The organism is Pseudomonas lutea (genome assembly GCF_000759445.1).
In the GTDB taxonomy this organism is placed as follows: domain Bacteria; phylum Pseudomonadota; class Gammaproteobacteria; order Pseudomonadales; family Pseudomonadaceae; genus Aquipseudomonas; species Aquipseudomonas lutea.
In genome coordinates, this window is record NZ_JRMB01000001.1 from 2,381,844 (window position 1) to 2,403,150 (window position 21,307).

At 61.4% G+C, this 21,307-nt stretch carries 17 protein-coding genes; 9 read left to right on the plus strand and 8 right to left on the minus strand.

Going from position 1 to position 21,307, the window contains the following annotated elements; translation table 11 throughout:
* Window positions 1-11: 11 nt before the first annotated feature.
* From lhpI to LT42_RS10240, 6 genes are all read left to right on the plus strand, one after another.
* Complete coding sequence (lhpI, locus tag LT42_RS10210; RefSeq protein WP_037012080.1) at window positions 12-1,784, plus strand: cis-3-hydroxy-L-proline dehydratase; 1,773 nt, start codon at window positions 12-14, stop codon at window positions 1,782-1,784.
* The gene (locus tag LT42_RS10215; RefSeq protein ID WP_037012083.1) at window positions 1,777-2,442 is read left to right on the plus strand and encodes an amino acid ABC transporter permease; all 666 of its coding nucleotides are present in this window, start codon (window positions 1,777-1,779) and stop codon (window positions 2,440-2,442) included. Before lhpI ends, LT42_RS10215 begins: the two co-directional genes overlap by 8 nt.
* 10 nt (window positions 2,443-2,452) lie before the next feature.
* The gene (locus tag LT42_RS10220) at window positions 2,453-3,103 is read left to right on the plus strand and encodes an amino acid ABC transporter permease (protein ID WP_037012086.1); all 651 of its coding nucleotides are present in this window, start codon (window positions 2,453-2,455) and stop codon (window positions 3,101-3,103) included.
* Window positions 3,096-3,818, plus strand: coding sequence for an amino acid ABC transporter ATP-binding protein (locus LT42_RS10225; RefSeq protein ID WP_037012088.1), 723 nt, complete (start codon window positions 3,096-3,098; stop codon window positions 3,816-3,818). The genes LT42_RS10220 and LT42_RS10225 overlap by 8 nt, the downstream gene beginning before the upstream one ends.
* A gap of 1,098 nt (window positions 3,819-4,916) precedes the next feature.
* On the plus strand, window positions 4,917-5,954 hold the full coding sequence (locus LT42_RS10235) for a trans-3-hydroxy-L-proline dehydratase (RefSeq protein ID WP_037012092.1): 1,038 nt from the start codon (window positions 4,917-4,919) through the stop codon (window positions 5,952-5,954).
* A gap of 247 nt (window positions 5,955-6,201) precedes the next feature.
* The gene (locus LT42_RS10240) at window positions 6,202-7,119 is read left to right on the plus strand and encodes a dihydrodipicolinate synthase family protein (RefSeq protein ID WP_037012094.1); all 918 of its coding nucleotides are present in this window, start codon (window positions 6,202-6,204) and stop codon (window positions 7,117-7,119) included.
* Between the two features lie 201 nt (window positions 7,120-7,320).
* Here the strand turns inward: LT42_RS10240 and ttcA are convergent, their stop codons facing one another.
* Entirely contained in the window at window positions 7,321-8,199 is an 879-nt protein-coding gene (gene ttcA / locus LT42_RS10245) for a tRNA 2-thiocytidine(32) synthetase TtcA (protein WP_081955378.1), read from the minus strand.
* A gap of 270 nt (window positions 8,200-8,469) precedes the next feature.
* Here ttcA and LT42_RS10250 point away from each other — a divergent pair, with 270 nt between their 5' ends.
* On the plus strand, window positions 8,470-9,072 hold the full coding sequence (locus tag LT42_RS10250; RefSeq protein ID WP_037012096.1) for a Yip1 family protein: 603 nt from the start codon (window positions 8,470-8,472) through the stop codon (window positions 9,070-9,072).
* 104 nt (window positions 9,073-9,176) lie between these two features.
* Window positions 9,177-9,671 carry a SprT family zinc-dependent metalloprotease gene (locus tag LT42_RS10255; RefSeq protein ID WP_037012098.1) on the plus strand — a complete coding sequence of 165 codons (495 nt, stop codon included), beginning with the start codon at window positions 9,177-9,179 and terminating at the stop codon, window positions 9,669-9,671.
* Between the two features lie 1,263 nt (window positions 9,672-10,934).
* Here the strand turns inward: LT42_RS10255 and LT42_RS10260 are convergent.
* The 4 genes from LT42_RS10260 to LT42_RS10275 form a co-directional block, all read right to left on the minus strand.
* Window positions 10,935-12,272, minus strand: a complete 1,338-nt coding sequence (locus LT42_RS10260; protein ID WP_037013217.1) for a dicarboxylate/amino acid:cation symporter — start codon at window positions 12,270-12,272, stop codon at window positions 10,935-10,937.
* 307 nt (window positions 12,273-12,579) lie between these two features.
* Window positions 12,580-13,923, minus strand: a complete 1,344-nt coding sequence (locus tag LT42_RS10265; protein ID WP_037012099.1) for an ATP-binding protein — start codon at window positions 13,921-13,923, stop codon at window positions 12,580-12,582.
* Entirely contained in the window at window positions 13,920-14,597 is a 678-nt protein-coding gene (locus tag LT42_RS10270; protein WP_037012102.1) for a response regulator transcription factor, read from the minus strand. The genes LT42_RS10265 and LT42_RS10270 overlap by 4 nt, the downstream gene beginning before the upstream one ends.
* A 172-nt stretch (window positions 14,598-14,769) precedes the next feature.
* Window positions 14,770-15,201, minus strand: a complete 432-nt coding sequence (locus tag LT42_RS10275; protein ID WP_152597619.1) for a hypothetical protein — start codon at window positions 15,199-15,201, stop codon at window positions 14,770-14,772.
* A gap of 885 nt (window positions 15,202-16,086) precedes the next feature.
* Between LT42_RS10275 and LT42_RS10280 the strand changes: the two genes are divergently transcribed.
* Complete coding sequence (locus LT42_RS10280; protein ID WP_070356518.1) at window positions 16,087-16,812, plus strand: 4'-phosphopantetheinyl transferase family protein; 726 nt, start codon at window positions 16,087-16,089, stop codon at window positions 16,810-16,812.
* A gap of 107 nt (window positions 16,813-16,919) precedes the next feature.
* Here the strand turns inward: LT42_RS10280 and fhuF are convergent, their stop codons facing one another.
* Genes fhuF through LT42_RS10295 form a run of 3 tightly spaced genes read right to left on the minus strand, consistent with a single transcriptional unit; the run spans window position 16,920 to window position 19,965 of the window.
* Window positions 16,920-17,636, minus strand: a complete 717-nt coding sequence (gene fhuF / locus LT42_RS10285) for a siderophore-iron reductase FhuF (protein WP_037012107.1) — start codon at window positions 17,634-17,636, stop codon at window positions 16,920-16,922.
* The gene (locus LT42_RS10290; protein WP_037012109.1) at window positions 17,594-19,225 is read right to left on the minus strand and encodes an ATP-binding protein; all 1,632 of its coding nucleotides are present in this window, start codon (window positions 19,223-19,225) and stop codon (window positions 17,594-17,596) included. The genes fhuF and LT42_RS10290 overlap by 43 nt, the downstream gene beginning before the upstream one ends.
* On the minus strand, window positions 19,222-19,965 hold the full coding sequence (locus LT42_RS10295) for a response regulator (protein WP_037012111.1): 744 nt from the start codon (window positions 19,963-19,965) through the stop codon (window positions 19,222-19,224). Before LT42_RS10295 ends, LT42_RS10290 begins: the two co-directional genes overlap by 4 nt.
* Window positions 19,966-21,307 lie beyond the last annotated feature (1,342 nt).

The window sequence follows — 21,307 nt, forward strand, 5'->3', positions numbered from 1 at the left end:
AGGAGCCCACGATGTCTGAAGTTTCGTTAAACGGGCGGTGTCTCGTCGCCGGCAGTGCTCAGGGCGCGTTGCTGTATGCCGACGTGGGCCTGAGCTTCTGGGGCGGGGTCGAGCCGTTCACCGGCGAAGTTATCGACCGTCACCATCCGCTCAGCGGGCAATTCATCAGCGGCCGCGTGTTGGCCATCCCCAGCGGGCGCGGCTCCTGTACCGGCAGCAGCGTGTTGCTTGAGCTGATTCTCAACGGCCATGCGCCGGCTGCCCTGGTGTTCGAGCGCGTCGAAGACATCCTGACCCTGGGCGTGCTGGTGGCCGAGCAAATGTTTGGGCACTCGATCCCGGTCATCAGCCTGGGCGAAGCAGGATTCGCGGCGCTGCGTGGCGTCGCTTTCGTACGGGTCGAGGCCGATCGCGTGACCGGCTTCAACAGCCCTCCCCCAGCCCTTGAACGGCGGCCAGAAAACCGACCCGCCATCAACGCCGTCAGCAAGATCAGCCTGAGCGAAACCGATCAGGGCCTGCTCGACGGCGCCTATGGCAAAGCCGCGCAGGTGGCGATGGGCATCATCCTGCGCATGGCTGAACTGCAAGGCGCCACCGAGTTGCTGGACATCACCCAGGCGCACATCGACGGTTGCATCTACACCGGGCCAGCCAGCCTGCGCTTCGCCCGTCAACTGGTGGAATGGGGCGCCAAGGTTCGCGTCCCCACCACCCTTAATTCGATCTCGGTGGACAAGCGCCGCTGGCGCGAACTCGGCATCGATCCGGCCCTCGGCGAGCCGGCCAGCCAATTGGGCGATGCCTACATGGACATGGGCGCGCGGGTCAGCTTCACTTGCGCGCCGTACCTGCTCGACAGCGCACCCGAGCTGGGCGAGCAAATCGTCTGGGCCGAATCCAACGCCGTGGTGTATGCCAACAGCGTGATCGGCGCGCGTACGTTGAAATACCCGGACTACCTCGACATCTGCATCGCCCTCACCGGCCGCGCGCCGAAAATCGGGTGCCACCTGACGCAACAACGGCTGGCGACGCTGCGCATCGACGTGCCTGAACTGGACGGCCTGGACGACAGCTTCTACCCGTTGCTCGGCTATCACGTAGGGCTGATGTGCGGCGCCGCGATTCCGGTGATCTGCGGTCTGGAGCACAAGGGACCGACGCTGGATGACCTCAAGGCCTTCGGCGCGGCCTTCGCCACCACCTCTGCTGCGCCAATGTTTCACATGGCCGGCGTGACGCCCGAAGCGACCACCGCAGAGTTGGCCCTCGGCGGGCATGCGCCGGACAAAACCCTGCGCATCAGTGCGGCGGACCTGCTGCAAAGCTGGCGCGAACTGAACAGCGCGCAAACGTCCGACGTCGATGTCATCACCCTCGGCAACCCGCATTTTTCCCTGAGCGAATGCGCGACGCTGGCGCACCTGTGCGGCGTTCAGCGTAAGCACAACGCGGTGGCGATCGTGGTGACCTGCGGCCGTGCCACGCTGGACCGCGCGCAACAGGCCGGCTATGTCGCCACGCTGGAACGCTTCGGCGTGCAGTTCGTCACCGACACCTGCTGGTGCATGCTGGGTGAGCCAGTCATTCCGCCAACGGCGCGCACGCTGATGACCAACTCCGGCAAATACGCGCATTACGCCCCGGGGCTGGTGGGCCGTCGGGTGCATTTCGCCAGCCTGGTCGAGTGCGTCGAAAGCGCCTGCACGGGGCTGGCCAGCGGCCGTTTGCCGGAGTGGCTGCGCGGCGCCGCACACGCGGAGGACAGCGCCCATGTTTGATTACAACTTCCATTGGCGCGCGGCGTTCAAGGCCCTGCCCGACATGCTCAATGGCGCATGGGTAACGTTCGAAACCGCAGCACTGTCGATGATCCTCGGGGTGACCATCGCGCTGTTTCTGGTGTTCATGCGTCAAGGCAAAAACCGTTTGTTCCGCGGGTTCGCCGCGACCTGGATTTCCATCGCGCGCAACACGCCGTCGTTGTTTCAGGTGTACATCCTGTATTTCGGCCTCGGCTCGTTCGGCTTGCACATCAGTTCCTGGGCGGCGTTGCTGGCGGGCATCACCATCAACAACGCGGGCTATCTGGCGGAGAATTTTCGCGGCGGCCTGAAGGCGGTGCCCGACACGCAATTGCGCGCTGCCCGCTCGCTGGGCATGAGCGCGCCGCAGGCCTACCGGTTGATCGTCATTCCACAGCTGCTGCGCATCGTCTTCTATCCGCTGACCAACCAGATGGTCTGGGCCGTCCTGATGACGTCGATGGGGGTGATCGTCGGGCTGAACAATGACCTCACCGGTGTGACCCAGGACTACAACGTCAAAACCTTCCGCACCTTTGAATTCTTCGCCATTGCGGCGGTGCTGTATTACCTGATCGCCAAGCTGATCGTGGTCGTCGCACGGCTGCTGTCCTGGCGCTTGTTCCGGTACTGAGGAGAGGGGCATGTTCGACAGTACGTTCACCTGGAACGACCTGCAATTCATGCTGCAGGGCGCCTGGGTCACGATTTTGCTCACTGTGGTGTCGATGCTCATCGGCACGGTCGCCGGGGTGGTCTGTGGCATGGCGCGGGCTTTGTTACCGCGCAGCACGATTCCGCTGGCCTGGGTGCTGGACGTGTTTCGCAGCGTGCCGTTGCTGATTCAGTTTGTGTTGTTCAACGCACTGAAAAGCATCGCCGGTTTGAACTGGAGTGCGTTTACCGTGGCTTGCGTGGTGCTCGGCCTGTACGTCACCGCTTACTGCACGGAGATCGTGCGCAGCGGCGTGCTGTCGGTGCCGCTCAGCCTGCGCCGCGCCAGCCGCTCGCTGGGCCTGACGTACTGGCAGGACTTGCGCCAGATCGTCATGCCGATGGCCACTCGTGTCGCTTTTCCCGGCTGGATCAATCTGCTGCTCGGGGTAATGAAAGACACCGCGCTGGTGATGTGGATCGGCATTGTCGAGCTGCTGCGTGCCTCGCAGACCATCGTCACGCGCATTCAGGAACCGTTGCTGGTGCTGTGCATCGCCGGGCTGATTTATTACGTCATGAGTCTGGTGGTCGCGCGTCTGGGCGCCCGGCTGGAAACGAGGTGGCAGGAAAATGATTGAGATCGACAACGTTCACAAGTCATTCGGTGAGCTCGAAGTCATCAAGGGCGTGAGCCTGCAGGTGAACAAGGGCGAAGTGGTTTCCATCATCGGCGGATCGGGCTCGGGCAAGTCGACGCTGCTGATGTGCATCAACGGGCTGGAATCAATCAAAAGCGGCAGCATTCGCGTTGATGGCACGGAGGTGCACGCCAGGGGCACGGACATCAACAAGCTGCGGCAGAAGATCGGTATCGTTTTTCAGCAGTGGAACGCTTTTCCCCATTTGACGGTGCTGGAAAACGTGATGCTGGCGCCGCGCACCGTGCTGGGCAAAAGCAAGGCCGAAGCCGAAGCGCTGGCGGTCAGGCAGCTGACCCACGTGGGGCTGGGCGACAAGCTCAAGGTGTTTCCCGGCAAGCTCTCGGGCGGGCAGCAACAGCGCATGGCGATCGCCCGGGCGCTGGCGATGTCGCCGGATTACATGCTGTTTGACGAAGCGACGTCCGCCCTCGATCCGCAATTGGTGGGCGAGGTGCTCGACACCATGCGCATGCTGGCCGAAGACGGCATGACGATGATTCTGGTGACCCACGAAATCCGTTTCGCCCGCGACGTGTCGGACCGCGTGGCGTTTTTCCGCAACGGCCTGGTGCACGAGATCGGCACGCCGGATCAGGTGATCGGCAATCCGCAGCGGCCGGAAACGGCAGATTTTTTGCGGTCGATCAATTGATCGATTATGCGGTGAGGTCAACCGATGTCGGGATGTTTGACACAACACGCCTGTAGGAAGCCATCAATGTTGTGGAGTACGGCACAACACGTCTGTAGGAGGCCATCAATGTCGTGGTGTGTGACACAACGCACCCGTAGGAGCCGGCTTGCTGGCGAACCGGTCCGTTCAGCCACCACGGCGGTGAATGACACCACGCGTTCGCCAGCAAGCCGGCTCCTACGGATCGAGTCGAACGGGCCTGATTGGTTTAGCTCACCGGCTCAATCGAATGCAACGGATTCAGCAGCAGGTCAATCGATGTCGGGATGTTTGACACAACACACCCGTAGGAGCCGGCTTGCTGGCGAACCGGTCCGTTCAGCCACCGCGGCGGTGAATGACAACACACGTTCGCCAGCAAGCCGGCGCCTACGGATCGAGTCGAACCGGCCTGATTGGTTGAGCTCACCGGTTCAATCGAATCCAATGGATCCAACGGCTCAATCGAACTCAACTGATTCAGCAGGAGGCCAGTCAATGTTGTGGTGTTTGACACAACACACCCGTAGGAGCCGGCTTGCTGGCGAACCGGTCCGTTCAGCCACCACGGCGATGAATGACAGCACGCGTTCGCCAGCAAGCCGGCTCCTACGGATCGAGTCGGGCCGGCCTGATTCGTTGAGCTCACCGGTTCAATCGAATCCAATGGATCCAACGGCTCAATCGAACTCAACTGATTCAGCAGGAGGCCAGTCAATGTTGTGGTGTTTGACACAACACACCCGTAGGAGCCGGCTTGCTGGCGAACCGGTCCGTTCAGCCACCACGGCGGTGAATGACAACACGCGTTCGCCAGCAAGCCGGCTCCTACGGATCGAGTCGAACCGGCCTGATTGGTTTAGCTCACCGGCTCAATCGAATCCAATGGATTCAGCAGGAGGCCAGTCAATGTTGTGGTGTTTGACACAGCACACCCGTAGGAGCCGGCTTGCTGGCGAACCGGTCCGTTCAGCCACCACGGCGGTGAATGACAACACGCGTTCGCCAGCAAGCCGGCTCCTGCAGGTTGATCTTCTTCGTCAGTTCAACCCGTGTCCGACAGGAGGGCTTTAAGGTATGCGCTCATCGAAAGTGATTCATGTGGTCAGTTGTCACGCCGAAGGCGAAGTGGGCGATGTGATTGTTGGCGGGGTTGCGCCGCCCCCCGGGGAGACGATCTGGGAGCAATCACGCTGGATCGAGCAGGACAACGTGCTGCGCAATTTCATGCTGAACGAGCCGCGCGGCGGCGTGTTTCGTCACGTCAATCTGCTGGTGCCGCCCAAGCACCCGAAGGCGCAGATGGGCTGGATCATCATGGAGCCGGCGGACGTGCCGCCCATGTCCGGTTCCAATTCACTGTGCGTGGCGACGGTGCTGCTGGACAGCGGCATCTTGCCGATGACCGAGCCGGAAACCCGCCTGATTCTGGAAGCGCCCGGCGGCCTGATCGAGGCGATAGCCCAATGCCGCGACGGCAAGGTGCAAAGCGTTGAGGTGCACAACCACCCCTCCTTTGCCGATCAACTGGACGTATGGATCGAGGTGCCAGGGCTGGGTTCGATTCAGGTCGACACCGCCTATGGCGGGGACAGCTTTGCCATCGTCGACTCGGTGAAGCTGGGGTTCGCCCTGACCGCTGATGAGGCGAAGGATCTGGTGGACACCGGCCTGAAAATCACCAAAGCCGCGAACGAACAATTGGGTTTCAGCCATCCGCTGAACCGGGACTGGAACCACATTTCGTTTTGTCAGATCGCGGCGCCCGTCAACCATGAAGGCGGCGTGGCGAATGCGGCCAATGCGGTGGTGATCCGCCCCGGCAAGATCGACCGCTCGCCCTGCGGCACCGGGTGTTCGGCTCGGCTCGCGGTGCTGCATGCCAAAGGCCAGCTGAACGTCGGCGACCGGTTTATCGGGCGATCAATCATAGGCTCCGAGTTCCACTGCAAGATCCAGAGCGAAACCGAGGTCGCCGGACGCAAGGCGATCATCCCTAGCCTGTCGGGCCGCGCATGGATCACCGGGACACACCAACACATGCTCGACCCCAGCGACCCATGGCCGGAAGGGTACAAATTGAGTGATACCTGGCCGGTGGGGTTGAAGCTGTGAAGGCTACATCAATGTCACGGAATAAACACAACGCCCTGTAGGAGCGCGCTTGCCCGCGAATGCATTGTTCCGGTCAGCCTGTGCATCACAGACATACCGCCTTCGCGAGCAAGCTCACTCCTACAGGGACTGCGCCGCTACAGGCATGGGGAACATTGTGAAGTACCAGTGAAACGCCAAATCATCGGGCGTGGTTTGCCCGAAACAGAACGTATACGAAATACCTTTAGCCCAACAGGAGTCAATCATGAGCCAGTCCGTATCCTGGAGCGGGGTCTTCCCTGCCGTTACTACCCAATTCAACGATGATTTTTCGCTCAACCTGGAGGCAACCCACAAGGTCATTTCCAACCTGGTGCGCGACGGCGTTTCAGGGCTGGTGATTTGCGGCACGGTTGGTGAAAACACTTCGCTGAGCGTGGCCGAAAAAATCAGTTTGGTGGAAGCGGCCAAAGACGCGTCAGGTGGTCGAGTGCCGGTGATTTCGGGCATCGCCGAGTTCACCAGCGCCAACGCCTGCTCCGTGGCCAAGGACGTGCAGAAAGCCGGAGCCGACGGAATCATGCTGATGCCGGCACTGGTCTATTCAGCCAAGCCGTTCGAGACTGCCACGCACTTTCGCACCGTGGCCGCCGCCACCGACCTGCCGATGATGGTCTACAACAACCCGCCGATTTACAAAAACGACGTGACGCCGGACATTCTCATCTCCCTGGCGGACTGCGACACCATCGTCTGTTTCAAGGACTCGTCGGGCAACACCAACCGGTTCATCGATGTGCGCAATGAAGTCAGTGACCGTTTCGTGCTGTTCGCGGGGCTGGACGACGTGTTGGTGGAGAGCGTGGCGGTCGGCGCGGTGGGCTGGGTGTCAGGGATGTCCAACGCCTTTCCGAAAGAGGGCGAGACGCTGTTCCGTCTGGCCAAGGCCGGCCGCTTCGCCGAGGCGATGGCGCTGTATGAGTGGTTCATGCCGCTGCTGCACCTGGACGCGCGTCCGGACCTGGTGCAGTGCATCAAGCTGTGCGAAGCGATCATGGAGCGCGGCAGCGCCCTCACCCGCCCACCTCGCCTCCCGCTGCCGGACAGTGATCGGGAATACGTAGAAAAGTTGATGAAGACGGCGTTGGCGAACAAGCCGGTCTTGCCGGAGGTGGGTTTGTGATGCACGCGGTTTCCGGGTGAGCGAGTCTGCGTGTTCCGATGCAGATCGAGGGTGATTGAACCGGCCTCTTCCCGGCTGAAGCCGGTCCCACTGTCCAGGCGTTCAGTGGGATCTGCTAACCGATTCCATTGATCGACGCACACTCAGTGGGACCGGCTTTAGCCGGGAAGGCGGTTGCACGGGTTCAGCCTGCATCACGCCTTACACATTCACCACATTCATAAACCGAGACGCGGCGGTTTCGTCGATGCGCAGGCGGTTGAAGTCGAACAGGTTGCGGTCGGCCAGTTGCGAGGGATGCACGTTCTGCAGGCTGCGGAAGATCATGTCAGACCGGCCCGGGGTTTTGCGGTCCCATTCCTGGAGCATGTCCTTGACCACCTGACGCTGAAGGTTCTCCTGCGAACCGCACAGGTTGCACGGGATGATCGGGAACTGCTTGAGGTCCGAATACGCCTGAATGTCTTTTTCGGCGCAGTACGCCAGCGGCCGAATCACCACGTTGCGGCCATCGTCGGCGCGCAGCTTGGGGGGCATGGCCTTAAGGCTGCCCTGGAAAAACATGTTCAGGAAGAAGGTCTCGACGATGTCGTCACGGTGGTGACCCAGGGCCATTTTGGTCGCGCCGATCTCATCGGCAAAGGTATACAGCGTGCCGCGACGCAGGCGAGAGCACAGTGAGCACGTGGTCTTGCCTTCGGGAATCAACTCCTTGACCACCGAGTACGTGTCTTTCTCGACGATGTGGTACTCAACGCCCAACTGCTCCAGATAAGCCGGCAGTACGTGCTCGGGGAAACCCGGCTGCTTCTGGTCCATGTTCACCGCGACAATGTCGAACTTGATCGGCGCTACCTTCTGCATGTGCAGCAGCACATCAAGCAGGGTGTAGCTGTCCTTGCCGCCGGACAGGCAGACCATCACCTTGTCGCCCTCTTCAATCATGGTGTAATCGGCCACCGCTTCGCCCGCGAGCCGGCGCAGGCGCTTCTGCAGTTTGTTCTGGTTGACTGAAAGGGTGCCCATGGCGCTGTTTTCCGCTTGCTGTGAGGTGAAGAGACGATAAGAAAGGGTCGGCATTTTACGCATAAACCCCGAATCGGGTAATGGCTGTTGGTCCAGCCGGCGTGCCCTTGATATGCCTTCTGCCAAGCCCTGTTGATCGCCAATCGCGATTAGCAGCCGGTATAAACGGCGCAATCACTCTAAGCAACAGGGTTTGCCCCCTGCCGTGGTTTCTATACTGCTTTAAAGGGCCATCATCCTTCGCGCGAGATGACCTCTTACCGACGGCAGTTGATCGGGCAGACGCTCCACACGGAGCGGCGCCACATCACGGGAGTTTCGACCATGATTCATCACGTTCTGGGCCTCTTCACCCACCCCGACCAGGAATGGCAGGAGATACGTGGCGAGGGTGAGGAAAGCATCGGCCACCTGTATCTCACCCACACGTTGATCCTGGCGGCTATCCCGGCAGTGTCTGCGTACATTGGCACCACGCAGGTCGGCTGGGTCATAGGCGACCGGGCTCCGGTGGTGGTCACCGCAGAAAGCGCCGGGTGGATGGCGTTGATGTCGTACATCGCCATGCTGGTCGGGGTCGGCGTCATGGGCGGGTTCGTGCACTGGATGGCGCGCACCTATGATGCGTTTCCCAGCCTGGCGCGCTGCGTTGCCTTTGCGACCTACACGGCAACGCCGCTGTTCATCGGCGGGCTGGCCGCGCTGTATCCGCACATGTGGCTGGGGATGATGGTCGGGCTTGCGGCGGTTTCCTACACCATGTACCTGCTGTACGTGGGCCTGCCCGTTTACATGGGCGTGCATCCGGAAGAAGGCTTTATGTTTTCAAGCTCGGTGCTGGCGGTGGGACTGGTCGTGCTGATGGCGATCCTGGCCTTTACCGTGGTCTTGTGGGGTGTGGGGATGGGGCCTGAATACGTGAATTAGCGGGTGGCTCGCGGGTGGCGACTTTCAGCACACCATTCGGCGCGCGGGTTTTCGGAAATGCCCGGCCTTGCGGCATACTTGCGGTCTCTGGAGACCGATGAAGCATGCTCGAAACACTCAATACCCGCGTCGAATCCTGCTATCAACAAGCCGAAGACTTTTTCAAACGCCCTTTCAAACGCCCGGTCGTGAGCGTCAAGTTGCGCGGCCAAAAAGCTGGCGTGGCGCACTTGCACGAGAACATGCTGCGCTTCAATCCGCAGCTGTTCCTGGAGAACAGCGAGGATTTCCTGCGTCAGACCGTCCCGCATGAAGTCGCGCACCTGGTCGCGCATCAACTGTTCGGCGACACCATCCAGCCCCACGGCGAGGAATGGCAGCTGATCATGCGCGGCGTTTACGAGCTGCCGCCGAACCGCTGCCATACCTATGAAATCCAGCGCCGCAGCGTGACGCGTTACATCTACCGCTGCCCATGCCCGGACAGCGATTTCCCTTTCACCCCCCAGCGCCACAAACTCGTGCGCAAAGGTCGGCGCTATCTGTGCAAACGCTGCCGCGGACTCCTGGTGTTCAGCGGCGAAACGCGGGTGGAGTGACGGCAAGTCCCCGGTTCAGCGAAGGTCTACTTGCAGGAATGCGCTTGCCTGCGAAGGCGGTGTGTCTGTGCCATGGATTTGGGCAGAGATACCGGGTTCGCCAGCAAGCCGGCTCCTACAGGTTTGGCGTCTGGCTTGGGAAATGTCGGCGGATACAGATTTAGGTCTGACTTGGAAATGTCGGCTGACGCAGATTTGGGGTTCACCCGGAAATGTCGGCTGACACCGAACCGGTGTAGGAGCGCGCTTGCCCGCGAAGGCGGTGTGTCTGTGCCGTGGGTTTGGACTGAGACACCGGGTTCGCCAGCAAGCCGGCTCCTACAGGTTTGGCGTCTGGCTTGGGAAATGTCGGCGGATACAGATTTAGGTCTGACTTGGAAATGTCGGCTGACGCAAATTTGGGATTCACCCGGAAATGTCGGCTGACACCGAACCGGTGTAGGAGCGCGCTTGCCCGCGAAGGCGGTGTGTCTGGGCCTTGGATTTGGGCTGAGATACCGCGTTCGCCAGCAAGCCGGCTCCTACAGGTTTGGCGTCTGGCTTGGGAAATGTCGGCGGATACAGATTTAGGTCTGACTTGGAAATGTCGGCTGACGCAGATTTGGGGTTCACCCGGAAATGTCGGCTGACACCGAACCGGTGTAGGAGCGCGCTTGCCCGCGAAGGCGGTGTGTCTGTGACATGGATCTGGGCTGAGACACCGGGTTCGCCAGCAAGCCGGCTCCTACAGGTTTGGCGTCTGGCTTGGGAAATGTCGGCGGATACAGATTTAGGTCTGACTTGGAAATGTCGGCGGAGGCAGATTTGGGGGTTACCCGGAAATATCGGCTGACACCGAACCGGTGTAGGAGCGCGCTTGCCCGCGAAGGCGGTGTGTCTGGGCCTTGGATTTGGGCTGAGATACCGCGTTCGCCAGCAAGCCGGCTCCTACAGGTTTGGCGTCTGGCTTGGGAAATGTCGGCGGATACAGATTTAGGTCTGACTTGGAAATGTCGGCTGACGCACATTTGGGATTCACCCGGAAATGTCGGCTGACACCGAACCGGTGTAGGAGCGCGCTTGCCCGCGAACGCGGTGGGTCTGTGCTGGGGATTTGGGCTGGTAGACCGCGTTCGGGGGCAAGCGCGCTCCTGCAAACTGATCTCCTTATGTCGATGAATCTCGGTGCATTGCGATATTCGTTAGCTTCCAGCCTTTAAAAAACACATAAAAAAAGCCTGTCCGAAGACAGGCTTTTTCAGCAACCGTTACCGCCTTTGCGGATTACGAACGCACAACCGGGGTCGGTGCAGTTTCGGCAACGCCCAGGTCGTCGGTTGGCGCGGTGTTGTCGATGGCGCGGCCACCGGATGCCAGCTCGGCCTGCATATGTGGAACGTCCAGCTCGCCGACCCACTTGGCGACAACCAGCGTTGCCACGGCATTACCGCACAGGTTGGTCAGGGCACGGGCTTCGGACATGAAGCGGTCGATGCCCAGGATCAGCGCCAGACCGGCCACCGGCAGATGGCCCACAGCAGAGAGCGTGGCGGCCAGTACGATGAAACCGGAACCGGTGACGCCAGCAGCACCCTTGGACGACAGCAACAGCACCAGCAACAGGGTGATCTGATGGGTGATGTCCATGTGGGTGTTGGTCGCCTGCGCGATGAACACGGCGGCCATGGTCAAGTAGATCGAGGTACCGTCCAGGTTGAACGAGTAGCCGGTCGGAATCACCAGGCCAACAACGGATTTCTTGGCGCCCAGACGCTCCATCTTGATCAGCATGCGTGGCAGCGCCGACTCCGAGGACGAGGTACCCAAAACGATCAACAGCTCTTCGCGGATGTACTTGATCAGCTTGAGGATGCTGAAGCCGTGAGCTTTCGCGATGGAGCCCAGCACCACCAGCACGAACAGCAGGCAGGTGATGTAGAAGCACAGCATCAGCTGACCCAACTGCACCAGCGAGCTGACGCCATAGGCGCCGATGGTGAATGCCATGGCACCCAGTGCACCGATCGGGGCGAGCTTCATGATCATGTTGATGATGTTGAACATGACGTGAGCGAAGCGATCGATGAAGTCCAGGATCGGCTTGCCGTAAGCACCCAGGCGATGCAGGGCGAAACCGAAGATCACCGAGAACATCAGCACTTGCAGAATATCGCCGTTGGCGAACGCGCCGACGATGGTGTTCGGAATGACGTTGAGGATAAAGCCGACGATGCTCTGATCCTTACCGGCGGTCACGTAGGCAGCGACTTTGGAGGCATCAAGGGTGGAAACGTCGATGTTCATGCCGGCGCCCGGCTGCACGACGTTGACCACGATCAGGCCGATGATCAGCGAGATGGTCGAGACGATTTCGAAGTAAAGCAGCGCGTAGCCGCCGGTCTTGCCCACGGATTTCATGCTCTGCATGCCAGCGATGCCGCTGACGACGGTGCAGAAGATGATCGGTGCAATGACCATTTTGATCAGTTTGATGAACCCGTCGCCCAGAGGTTTGAGCGTGACGGCAGTTTCGGGGTACCAGTGACCGAGGGCGATACCGACGATGATCGCGACGATCACCTGGGCATACAGGGATTTATAGATGGGCTGACGAGTCGTCATTGCAGTTTCCTCAAGAGCATCGGTCTGCAGCATTCCGGTTGCAGAGACGCCTAAAGTGCGAACCCTCCTGCTCGGAGGGATTTGTTTTTGTCGAGCTGCGCGCGGCAGACCTCTGCACAGTGCATCGCAAGCACCGTGCCAGTATCGAGTAAACCGCTGAAAGGCCCGGATCCTGTGAACCGGGCGGTCAACAGGGCCCTATGCGGGCGGAGTGAGGGTGGCGGTTTTCCGCCGTTTGACGTGAATTCGCTCGCCACACTGGCGGGTATCCGCCTTGACCAGGGACGCGCAGCGAGTGGAACCGGCGCTAGATCGTGAATTGAATACGGAACGCCGCGCCGCCCAGCTCCGAATCGCCCAAGGTCAATTGCGCGCCGTAGCTTTCGATAATGTCCTTGACCACCGCCAGGCCGATGCCCTGCCCCGGGTTCTGCGTGTCGAGCCGTTCGCCACGCTCGAGGATGCGCGCGCGTTGACTTTCCGGAACGCCGGGGCCGTCGTCTTCGATGCACAACTCATCGCCCATCATCGACGGCCGCCAGCTCACGCGCACTTCACTCAGGCAGAGGCGGTAGGCGTTTTCCAGCAAGTTGCCCAGCATTTCCAGCAGCGCGCCCTCCTCCATCTGCACCTGGCAGTTGTCCGGCAAATCGAGCACCACGTTCACGCGCTTGTCGCGGTAGACCTTCTCCAGGGTGTTGCATAGGCTTTGCACCACCGGTTTGAGCGCCACGTGGTAGCGCACCAGCCCGCTTTTGCGCAGGCTGGCGCGTTGCAATTGGTAGCTGATTTGCTGACTCATGCGTTCGATCTGCGACTGCAGAATCCGCGCCTGCTCCAGGTCCTCCGGGCGTTTGGCGATTTTCTCGCTGACGCCCTGCAAAACCGCCAGCGGAGTTTTCAGGCTATGGGCCAGGTCGCCCAGCGAGTCGCGGTAACGAATGCGCTGCTCGCGCTCGCTGCGTAACAGCCGGTTGAGTGAGTCGGTCAGGCGCAGCAGTTCGCTGGGGTGTTCCTCACTGAGGCTCTCCCGGGAGCCGGCCTCGACCTGATCGAGCTCCTGACTCATGCCCCGCAACGCACGCAGGCCCCAAGTCAAACCTCCCCATAGCAGAATCAGCAACACCAGCAACGCGCCGCCGAAACCCAGATAGAGTTTCTGGCGCAGGCCGGAGATGGTTTCCTGGTATTCGCGCACCGGCTGCAGGGCGACGATGCTGAACGCGGCGTTGCGCCCGCCGAGCAATTTGATTTCGACGTCGTAGACGAAGAACTCGTCGCCATTGGGCTGGCGGATTTTGGCGAATTCGTTGCCTCGCCCGTCGTAGCGCGGCTGGTAGTCGATGGCTTCGTCTTCGGTCGCCCGAGACCGCCACACCAGTTTGCCGGCACGGTTGTAGATATAGCCGAGCAGGCGACTGTCGGGCAGGCTGAACTGCTCGCCGGGCAACAATGCCGGCATGAGCAGGTGGTCGTTTTCAACGCGAGCGGCGGAAATCAGTGTGGTGACGTCCGAAGCCAGGCGTTTTTCGATGGAGCTTTCCAGTGCCAGGCTGAAGGCTTTTTGCAGCGCCGGCAGCATCAGCAGCATGAAGATGACCGCCAGGGTCGCGGCGCCCAGCATCAATCGCAGGCGCAGCGAACCAATCATTTACAGCGCTCGGTGAACAGGTAGCCCAGACCACGCACGGTGTCGATCGGCTTGAAGCCGGACGGTGCTTCGAGCTTGCGACGCAGGCGCCCGACCAACACTTCGATGACATTCGGGTCGCGTTCGTCGTCATCGGGGTACAGCTGCTCCATCAGGCGCTCTTTGGGCACCACTTGCTGGTGATGGCGCATGAGGTATTCGAGAATCCGGTATTCGTAGGCGGTCAGCGCCAGCGGTTGCTCATCCAGCGAGGCTTGCTTGCGGTTGAGGTCCAGGGTCAGCGGGCCAGCGACGATGGTCGAGTGCGTAAAGCCGCTGGAACGTCGCAGCAGGGCATTGAGGCGCGCTTCGAGCTCTTCGAACTGGAACGGCTTGACCACGTAGTCATCGGCGCCGGCTGCAAGGCCTTCGACTTTGTCCTGCCAGTTGCCGCGCGCGGTCAGGATCAGGATAGGGAACGCCTTGTTCTGCACGCGCAGCTGGCGGATCAGGTCCAGCCCGCCCACGCCGGGCAGGCCCAGGTCGATGACCGCCAGATCGTGGTTGAACTGGCCCGCCTGATACAGCGCTTCCTCGGCGTTGCCCACCGCCTCGACCACATGACCGCTTTCGGTCAGGCGGGTCTGCAGGTGATGACGCAGCAGGGCTTCATCTTCGACGACCAGCAATTTCATGACGCTCTCCCAGGCAAAGGCATACCTCTCGTTTCGCGAATCTGTATGTCTCACGAATCGGCTGTTTCACGAATCGTTTGTTCACGAGTCAAAGACGCTGCCGAGCGCGATCATAGTGACGAGCCCGGCAGCGATTGTGCAATCCAGACGCTGCGAAAAACAGGCTGGCGGCTTACAAAATGTGGTGGACGGGTAAATAGGTGTGCGGGCTTTCGCTCAAACTCAGCGAGGGTGACTGTTGAAGAGTGCGGGGCGACGTGTTGGCGTGGGCGCCCGACAGTCTGGTCGGACTCGTCTGGGGTGTTTGCACAGTGTAGGCGCTAAGGTTGGCCGGTTGCAGTCGGACGCCGTTGACCTGGGCCGTAAAGCTTCCGTAACCCGCGACGTAGGCATTGTCCGCAGGCTGCTGGCTGAACGCCTGGCTCCAGCTGCCGACCTGGGCACTGGTCGCAAGGCTGCGACGAAGGCCGTTGATGCGGTCGGAGCGTTCGGTGTTCTTGCCGTAATCGGTGCGGGAAACGTCTGCATTGCCATCAGCCGCTTGCGCCGCAGCGCTGCTGCCAAGAAACGCCAGCGCCAGAAAGAGCTTGTTGAACGTCAGCATGAGCAGGTCCTCCGGCGCCACGCGCCTTGTCAGGTACGGGTGAAGCATACCCAGCGAGCGCTGAACCCCTCCTGAACCGCATTCAACCGGGGCTGAAAAAGCGTTGCGGCTGTAGGGGCGCGCTTGCCTGAGATTGGGGTGGGTCTGTGGGATTGATGTCGCCTGACACGCCGCGTTCGCCAGCAAGCCGGCTCAGGTTTTGTGTGTGGCTTTGATATGGCATCCGCCGGAAAACCGGTGTCTTGCCTTGATATCTCGGCCACCGCACACCGGTGTAGGAGCGCGCTTGCCCGCGATTACGGTGGGTCTGTGGCATTGATGTCGGCTGACACACCGCGTTCGCGGGCAAGCGCGCTCCTACAATTTGATCTTCGCATGCCGATAAACCGTGGCGCACTGCAACGCTCGTCACGGGCCTGGCCGCGATGGCGGTGGGTTTGTGGCATTGACGTCGGCTGACACACCGCGTTCGCGGGCAAGCGCGCTCCTACAATTTGATCTTCGCATGCCGATAAACCGTGGCGCACTGCAACGCTCGTCACGGGCCTGGCCGCGATGGCGGTGGATTTGTGGCATTGACGTCGGCTGACACACCGCGTTCGCGGGCAAGCGCGCTCCTACAATTTGATCTTCGCATGCCGATAAACCGTGGCGCACTGCAACGCTCGTCACGGGCCTGGCCGCGACGGCGGTGGGTTTGTGGCATTGATATCGCCTGACACACCGCGTTCGCGGGCAAGCGCGCTCCTGCAATTGATCTTTTGTATGGCGATGAACCGCGGCGTAGGGCGATTTTCGATTCGGTTGCCTGGCGCCTGCAGATTCTGGGACCTGCCGACAAACCGATTTTGCGCACGACGTCGCGGTTCCGGCAGAATGCCGGGCATGACCCAACCCACAAAACTCCCCGAATGCTGCCCTGCCCTGACCGCTCACTGGCCGTTGCCCAAAGGGCTGGCGGAGGTGGTGCTGGTCAGCGCTCGTTTCGATCCGCATTCCCTTGGCGATGGCGACTTTCGGCGCTGCCTGATCGACCCGCCCGCCTCGATTCAACGCTCGGTCGCCAAGCGCCAGGCCGAGTTTCTGGCCGGGCGTCTGTGCGCCCGCGAGGCCATGCGTCGTCTGGACGGTCGCCTGCACGTGCCGGCCATTGGTGAAGATCGCGCGCCGGTCTGGCCTCAGGGCATCACCGGCTCGATCACACACAGCGCCGGATGGGCCGCAGCCGTCGTTGCGCGCACAACCGACTGGCGTGGACTGGGTCTGGACGTGGAGCAACTGATGAGCAACGAACGCGCCATGCGTCTGGCCGGGGAGATTCTGATTCCGGCAGAGATGCAGCGCCTGAATGATGGGCCCGAGCATGACGCCGCCAAAGTCGTGACCCTGACCTTTTCGCTCAAGGAAAGCCTGTTCAAGGCGCTCTACCCTCTGGTGCTCAAGCGCTTCTATTTCGAGGACGCCGAGGTGCTGTCATGGTCGGACGACGGCAGCGCTCGGCTGCGCCTGAACATTGACCTGTCACCTGAATGGCATCACGGCAAGGAATTGGACGCCCAGTTCAGTGTGCAAGATGGGCAGTTACTCACTCTGGTGGCGATTGCGGGCTGAGAGGAATTCGGTGGATGAGGCGGACTCTTCGCAAGCAAGCTCACTCCTGCAAGTGCTGCATCGCCGGCAAGACGCTGCGCGGTTCCAACACATTCCAGCCCGCTGGCCTACACCTGCAACGGACAATGCTCACACCTGCCCACCCACGCCACGCGATGACTCAGGCAACAGGTGCGCCGTTGCCGGAGGCTTTGCCCATCCCGCCGCGCTGTGTAACGGATGGCATTGAACAGTGGGTTACGCAACCCGCTCGGCGTCAGCTTTTCCTTTAACAAGGCATGGCCCGGCGCAAGACAAACATCGCTGACGGCGGCAAGCTCTCGCAGGCAGGTTTCCAGGTAATCCCCGGCGGTGCACCACAGCACCGCTGCAGGCACGTTGGCATAAGCGCTCAAACGCTCAATCACCTGCCGAAGGTTTTCCAGCAGCGGCGCAAACGGCTCATCCGCAGGCGCCAGCGCACAGGCCGCCCCGTCAAAGCGCACCCCGTCCAGCACACCGCGTTCGTCCACGGCAAAGGCAAGCCGGTCGAGCGACAGCGACCAACTCACGCCATGGACAAGGCTCGCCACCACCACCGGTGGAATCAGCTGCATGGCGTAGTACTTCATCCATTGGGAGGCCAGCACCGGCAACTGGTCCCTCACCAATTCCGCGCCGTAGACCTGCAGCAGCAAACGCGCCAGGACCTCGTCGCGCAACAGCTCAGTCAACGGCAACACCGGCCGCTCGCCATCGATCACCCGCGTTCGCCCAAACCCGGCCAATGGGCCCTCGAATATCACGGCCGTTCCTGCCGGCGCGGCCAGGCGAGGCTGAAACATGCGCCGCCGAGGCTCTGACTTCGCCCGATTAATGCGCGTCCGGCGTGCCAATGGATGATGCGCCGCACAATCGACAAGCCTAAACCGTGACCGCCCGACGCCCGCGTGCGGCTGTCATCCAGGCGCATGAACGGGGTGAAAATACGCTCCCACGCACTTTCCGGCACGCCCGGGCCATCGTCTTCGACATCGATGCGGCAATGGTTTTCGCTCAGCTGATACCCGATGCACACCTGCGACTCGGCATGGCGCATGGCGTTGCTCACCAGATTCTGCACGGCCCGGTGCAAATAGCGCGGTTCGGCTTCAACCCAGTGTCCGTCATCCGCTGCGCTGTGTTGAAGCGCATCGACACACTGCCCGCGCCTGACGCGAATAAGCGGCCGCAGCGGCGCCAGTTCGGTGATCACCTGATCGACCAGCGCATTCAGGTCGATGCGCTGAAAATCCAGGGTCGGCGCGCCCTGCTCAAGGCGCGCGTAGGTGAGCATCTCGTCCACCAGCTTGTCGAGGTCCTGAATATCGTTGTCCATCCCGACCATGTACTTATGCCGCGCCTGCGGGGTCGTGGCGTCGTTGATCATTTCCAGGCCGAAACGCAACCGCGCCACCGGCGTGCGCAGTTCGTGGGAAACGGCGCGCACCAGTTCGCGCTGGATCATCAGCGAGCGCTGCAAGTGCTCGGCCATGCCGTTGAACGCCGACGCCAGCCGCCCGACTGAATCCGCGCCCGCCTCTGGCACCCGGGTTTCCAGACTGCCCTGGGCGATCTGCGTGGCGGCGGACTCCAGGCCACGTAAACGGTGCTCCAGCCGACGCACCAGCAGGTACACCACCAGGCCGATCAGGCACAGGCCGACCAGCGTGATCAGGATCAGCAACTGCGGCGGATAGGGATTCATCTGATACAGCGGTCCGATTTCCAGCACCCAAGGCGTTTCGCCCACGCCCGACAGGACGCGGATCGAATCGCCGCCCTTGCCCAGCGCCATCACCGTGTCGCCCTCGTCGATCCTCCGACGCTGATCCTCATCGACATCCAGCTGCTCCAGGCGAATCAGTTGCATGTCGAAGCCGAAGCCCTTGCTCTGGTGCAACGCTTCAAGACGCGCCGGTTGCTCCTGCACCGGCAGCCGCACCAGCTCATCCAATAAAAGAAAGATCGTGGCGCGGGCCAGTTGCTCGCTGATTTGCCGCACCTCGCCGGTCAGCAGCAGCGGATTGTCCGCGGGCGCCGGCTCAACCTCCCGGAACACCCGCGCGGCATGAGGCCCGGTCTGCTCGACCACGACCTGCCCGCGACTCAGGCGGCTCAGCGCGATGCCGTCGAGTTTCGCCTGCTCGGCGCTTTCCAGCGTCAGGGGGATGCCCAGCAAGCGTTCCCATACCGCCAGGGCGCGGGTGCGCTCGATGGCGTTCATGCTGCGCAGATTGTCCGCCATCAGCGTGAACGTGCCGTGGGCCAACTGTTCGCGGTAGTGCTCGGCGCGAACGGTGTTGACCAGGTGCAGCGTCAGCACGCCGAGCAGCGCCACCAGCACCAGAACGCCGAGCATGCCGCCGTAAATGCGCAGGAAAATGGAGTTCATCGCTCGCCCGTGGCGCTTGAGGGCGGCATTGGCGCGACGGCGTGGGGCACGAACAGGTAACCCTTGTTGCGCACGGTTTTGATCAGCCGCGGATGATCGGGATCGTCGCCGATGCGCGGGCGGATTTTTGAGATGCGTATGTCGATGGAGCGATCCTGGCCGTCATAGCCCACGCCGCGCAGGGCGGTGAAGATTTCTTCGCGGGAGAGAATGCGCCCGGCGTTGGCGGCCAGGAGCCACAGAAGGTCGAACTCGGCACTGGTCAGCTCGATGCTCTGGTGATTGAGCCAGGCGTCGCGCAGGGTGTTGTCCACCACCAGCGCGCCGAACTCCAGCCGTTGCCGGTCCTGGACGGGGCTTTCGGGCGCCTCGCTGCGCCGCAACAGCGCATGGATGCGCGCCAGCAGAACCCGCGGATGCACCGGTTTGCCGACGTAATCGTCGGCGCCCATGTCCAGGCCCTGGATCTGGTCGCTGTCGTCGGTGCGCGCGGTGAGCATCAAAATCGGCCCGTCGTAACGGCTGCGCACCCTGCGGCAGATGCTCAGGCCGTCTTCGCCGGGCAACATGAGGTCAAGGATCACCAGATCGGGCTGGTCATCGACAATCCGCTGCACGGCCCGCGCGCCGTCCCCTTCGATGCTCACGCGCAGGCCGTTGTTTTCTAGGTAATCGCGGGTGAGCTCGGCCAGGCGCTGATCATCTTCGACGATCAATACCTGCCAGGGTTGTTGCGGCACGGTGAGGCTCCTGGTGTTGTTCTTATGAAATGGCCGGGGTGGGTGTGTCGGGGGGATGGCGCCTTTACTCGCAAATGCGGTTGATGATGGGCAAACCGGACGGCCGACACAACGCCTTCGCGGCCATCGGCGGTTTCAAACACCGGCGCATCGCTGTTCCTTTATAGATGACCCAACGATCCCGCGCCTGACGCAGAGATACCGGCCGACGCAAAACCCGGTGTAGGAGCGCGCTTGCCCGCGATGGCGGTGGGTCTGTGCCATGGTTTTAGGCTGATACACCGCGTTCGCCAGCAAGCCGGCTCCTACGGTTCCGTGTCATGCCTTGATATATCGGCCGACGCAAAACCGGCGTAGGTGTCTGCCTCGAGATTTCGGCCAACGCAAAACCAGGTGTAGGAGCGCGCTTGCCCGCGATGGCGGTGGGCCTGTGCCATGGATTTCGGCTGATACACCGCGTTCGCCAGCAAGCCGGCTCCTACGGGTCCGTGTCATGCCTTGATATATCGGCCGACGCAACCGATGTAGGTGTCTTGCCTCGAGATTTCGGCCAACGCAAACCGGTGTAGGAGCGCGCTTGCCCGCGAAGGCGGTGGGTCTGCGCCATGAATTTGGGCTGATACACCGCGTTCGCCAGCGAGCCGGCTCCTACGGGTCCGTGTCATGCCTTGATATATCGGCCGACGCAACCGATGTAGGTGTCTTGCCTTGGGATTTCGGCCGACGCAAAACCCGGTGTAGGAGCGCGCTTGCCCGCGATGGCGGTGGGTCTGTGCCATGGATTTCGGCTGACACACCGCGTTCGCCAGCAAGCCGGCTCCTACGGGTCCGTGTCATGCCTTGATATATCGGCCGACGCAACCAATGTAGGTGTTTTGCCTTGGGATTTCGGCCAACGCAAAACCACTGTAGGAGCGCGCTTGCCCGCGATGGCGGTGGGTCTGTGCCATGGATTTCGGCTGACACACCGCGTTCGCCAGCAAGCCGGCTCCTACGGGTCCGGGGTTTTGACTTGAGGCGTGGGCCAGCGCAAATCCAGTGTAGGACCGCACTTGTCAAAGCGGTTTTTTGTGATAGCGTTCGCGCCCGCAAAAGACCGGCCAACCGTTTTTCGACACGCTGGGCGGCGCTGAAAAAACAGCGACCGGTGGCCCATCCCAGACGCCATGCGGCCTACACGCAATTTCCCCGTTTCACACACAAATTACACACAGCTTTATCCACAGGTCATGCGTTGCAGTAAGTGTCCGAAACGCATATCTTGTAGCCCTTCGACGACGGAGACCCTACATGTGGGGTTTTCATGCAAATTCCAAACACAAGTCGTATCAGGATTTCAAGG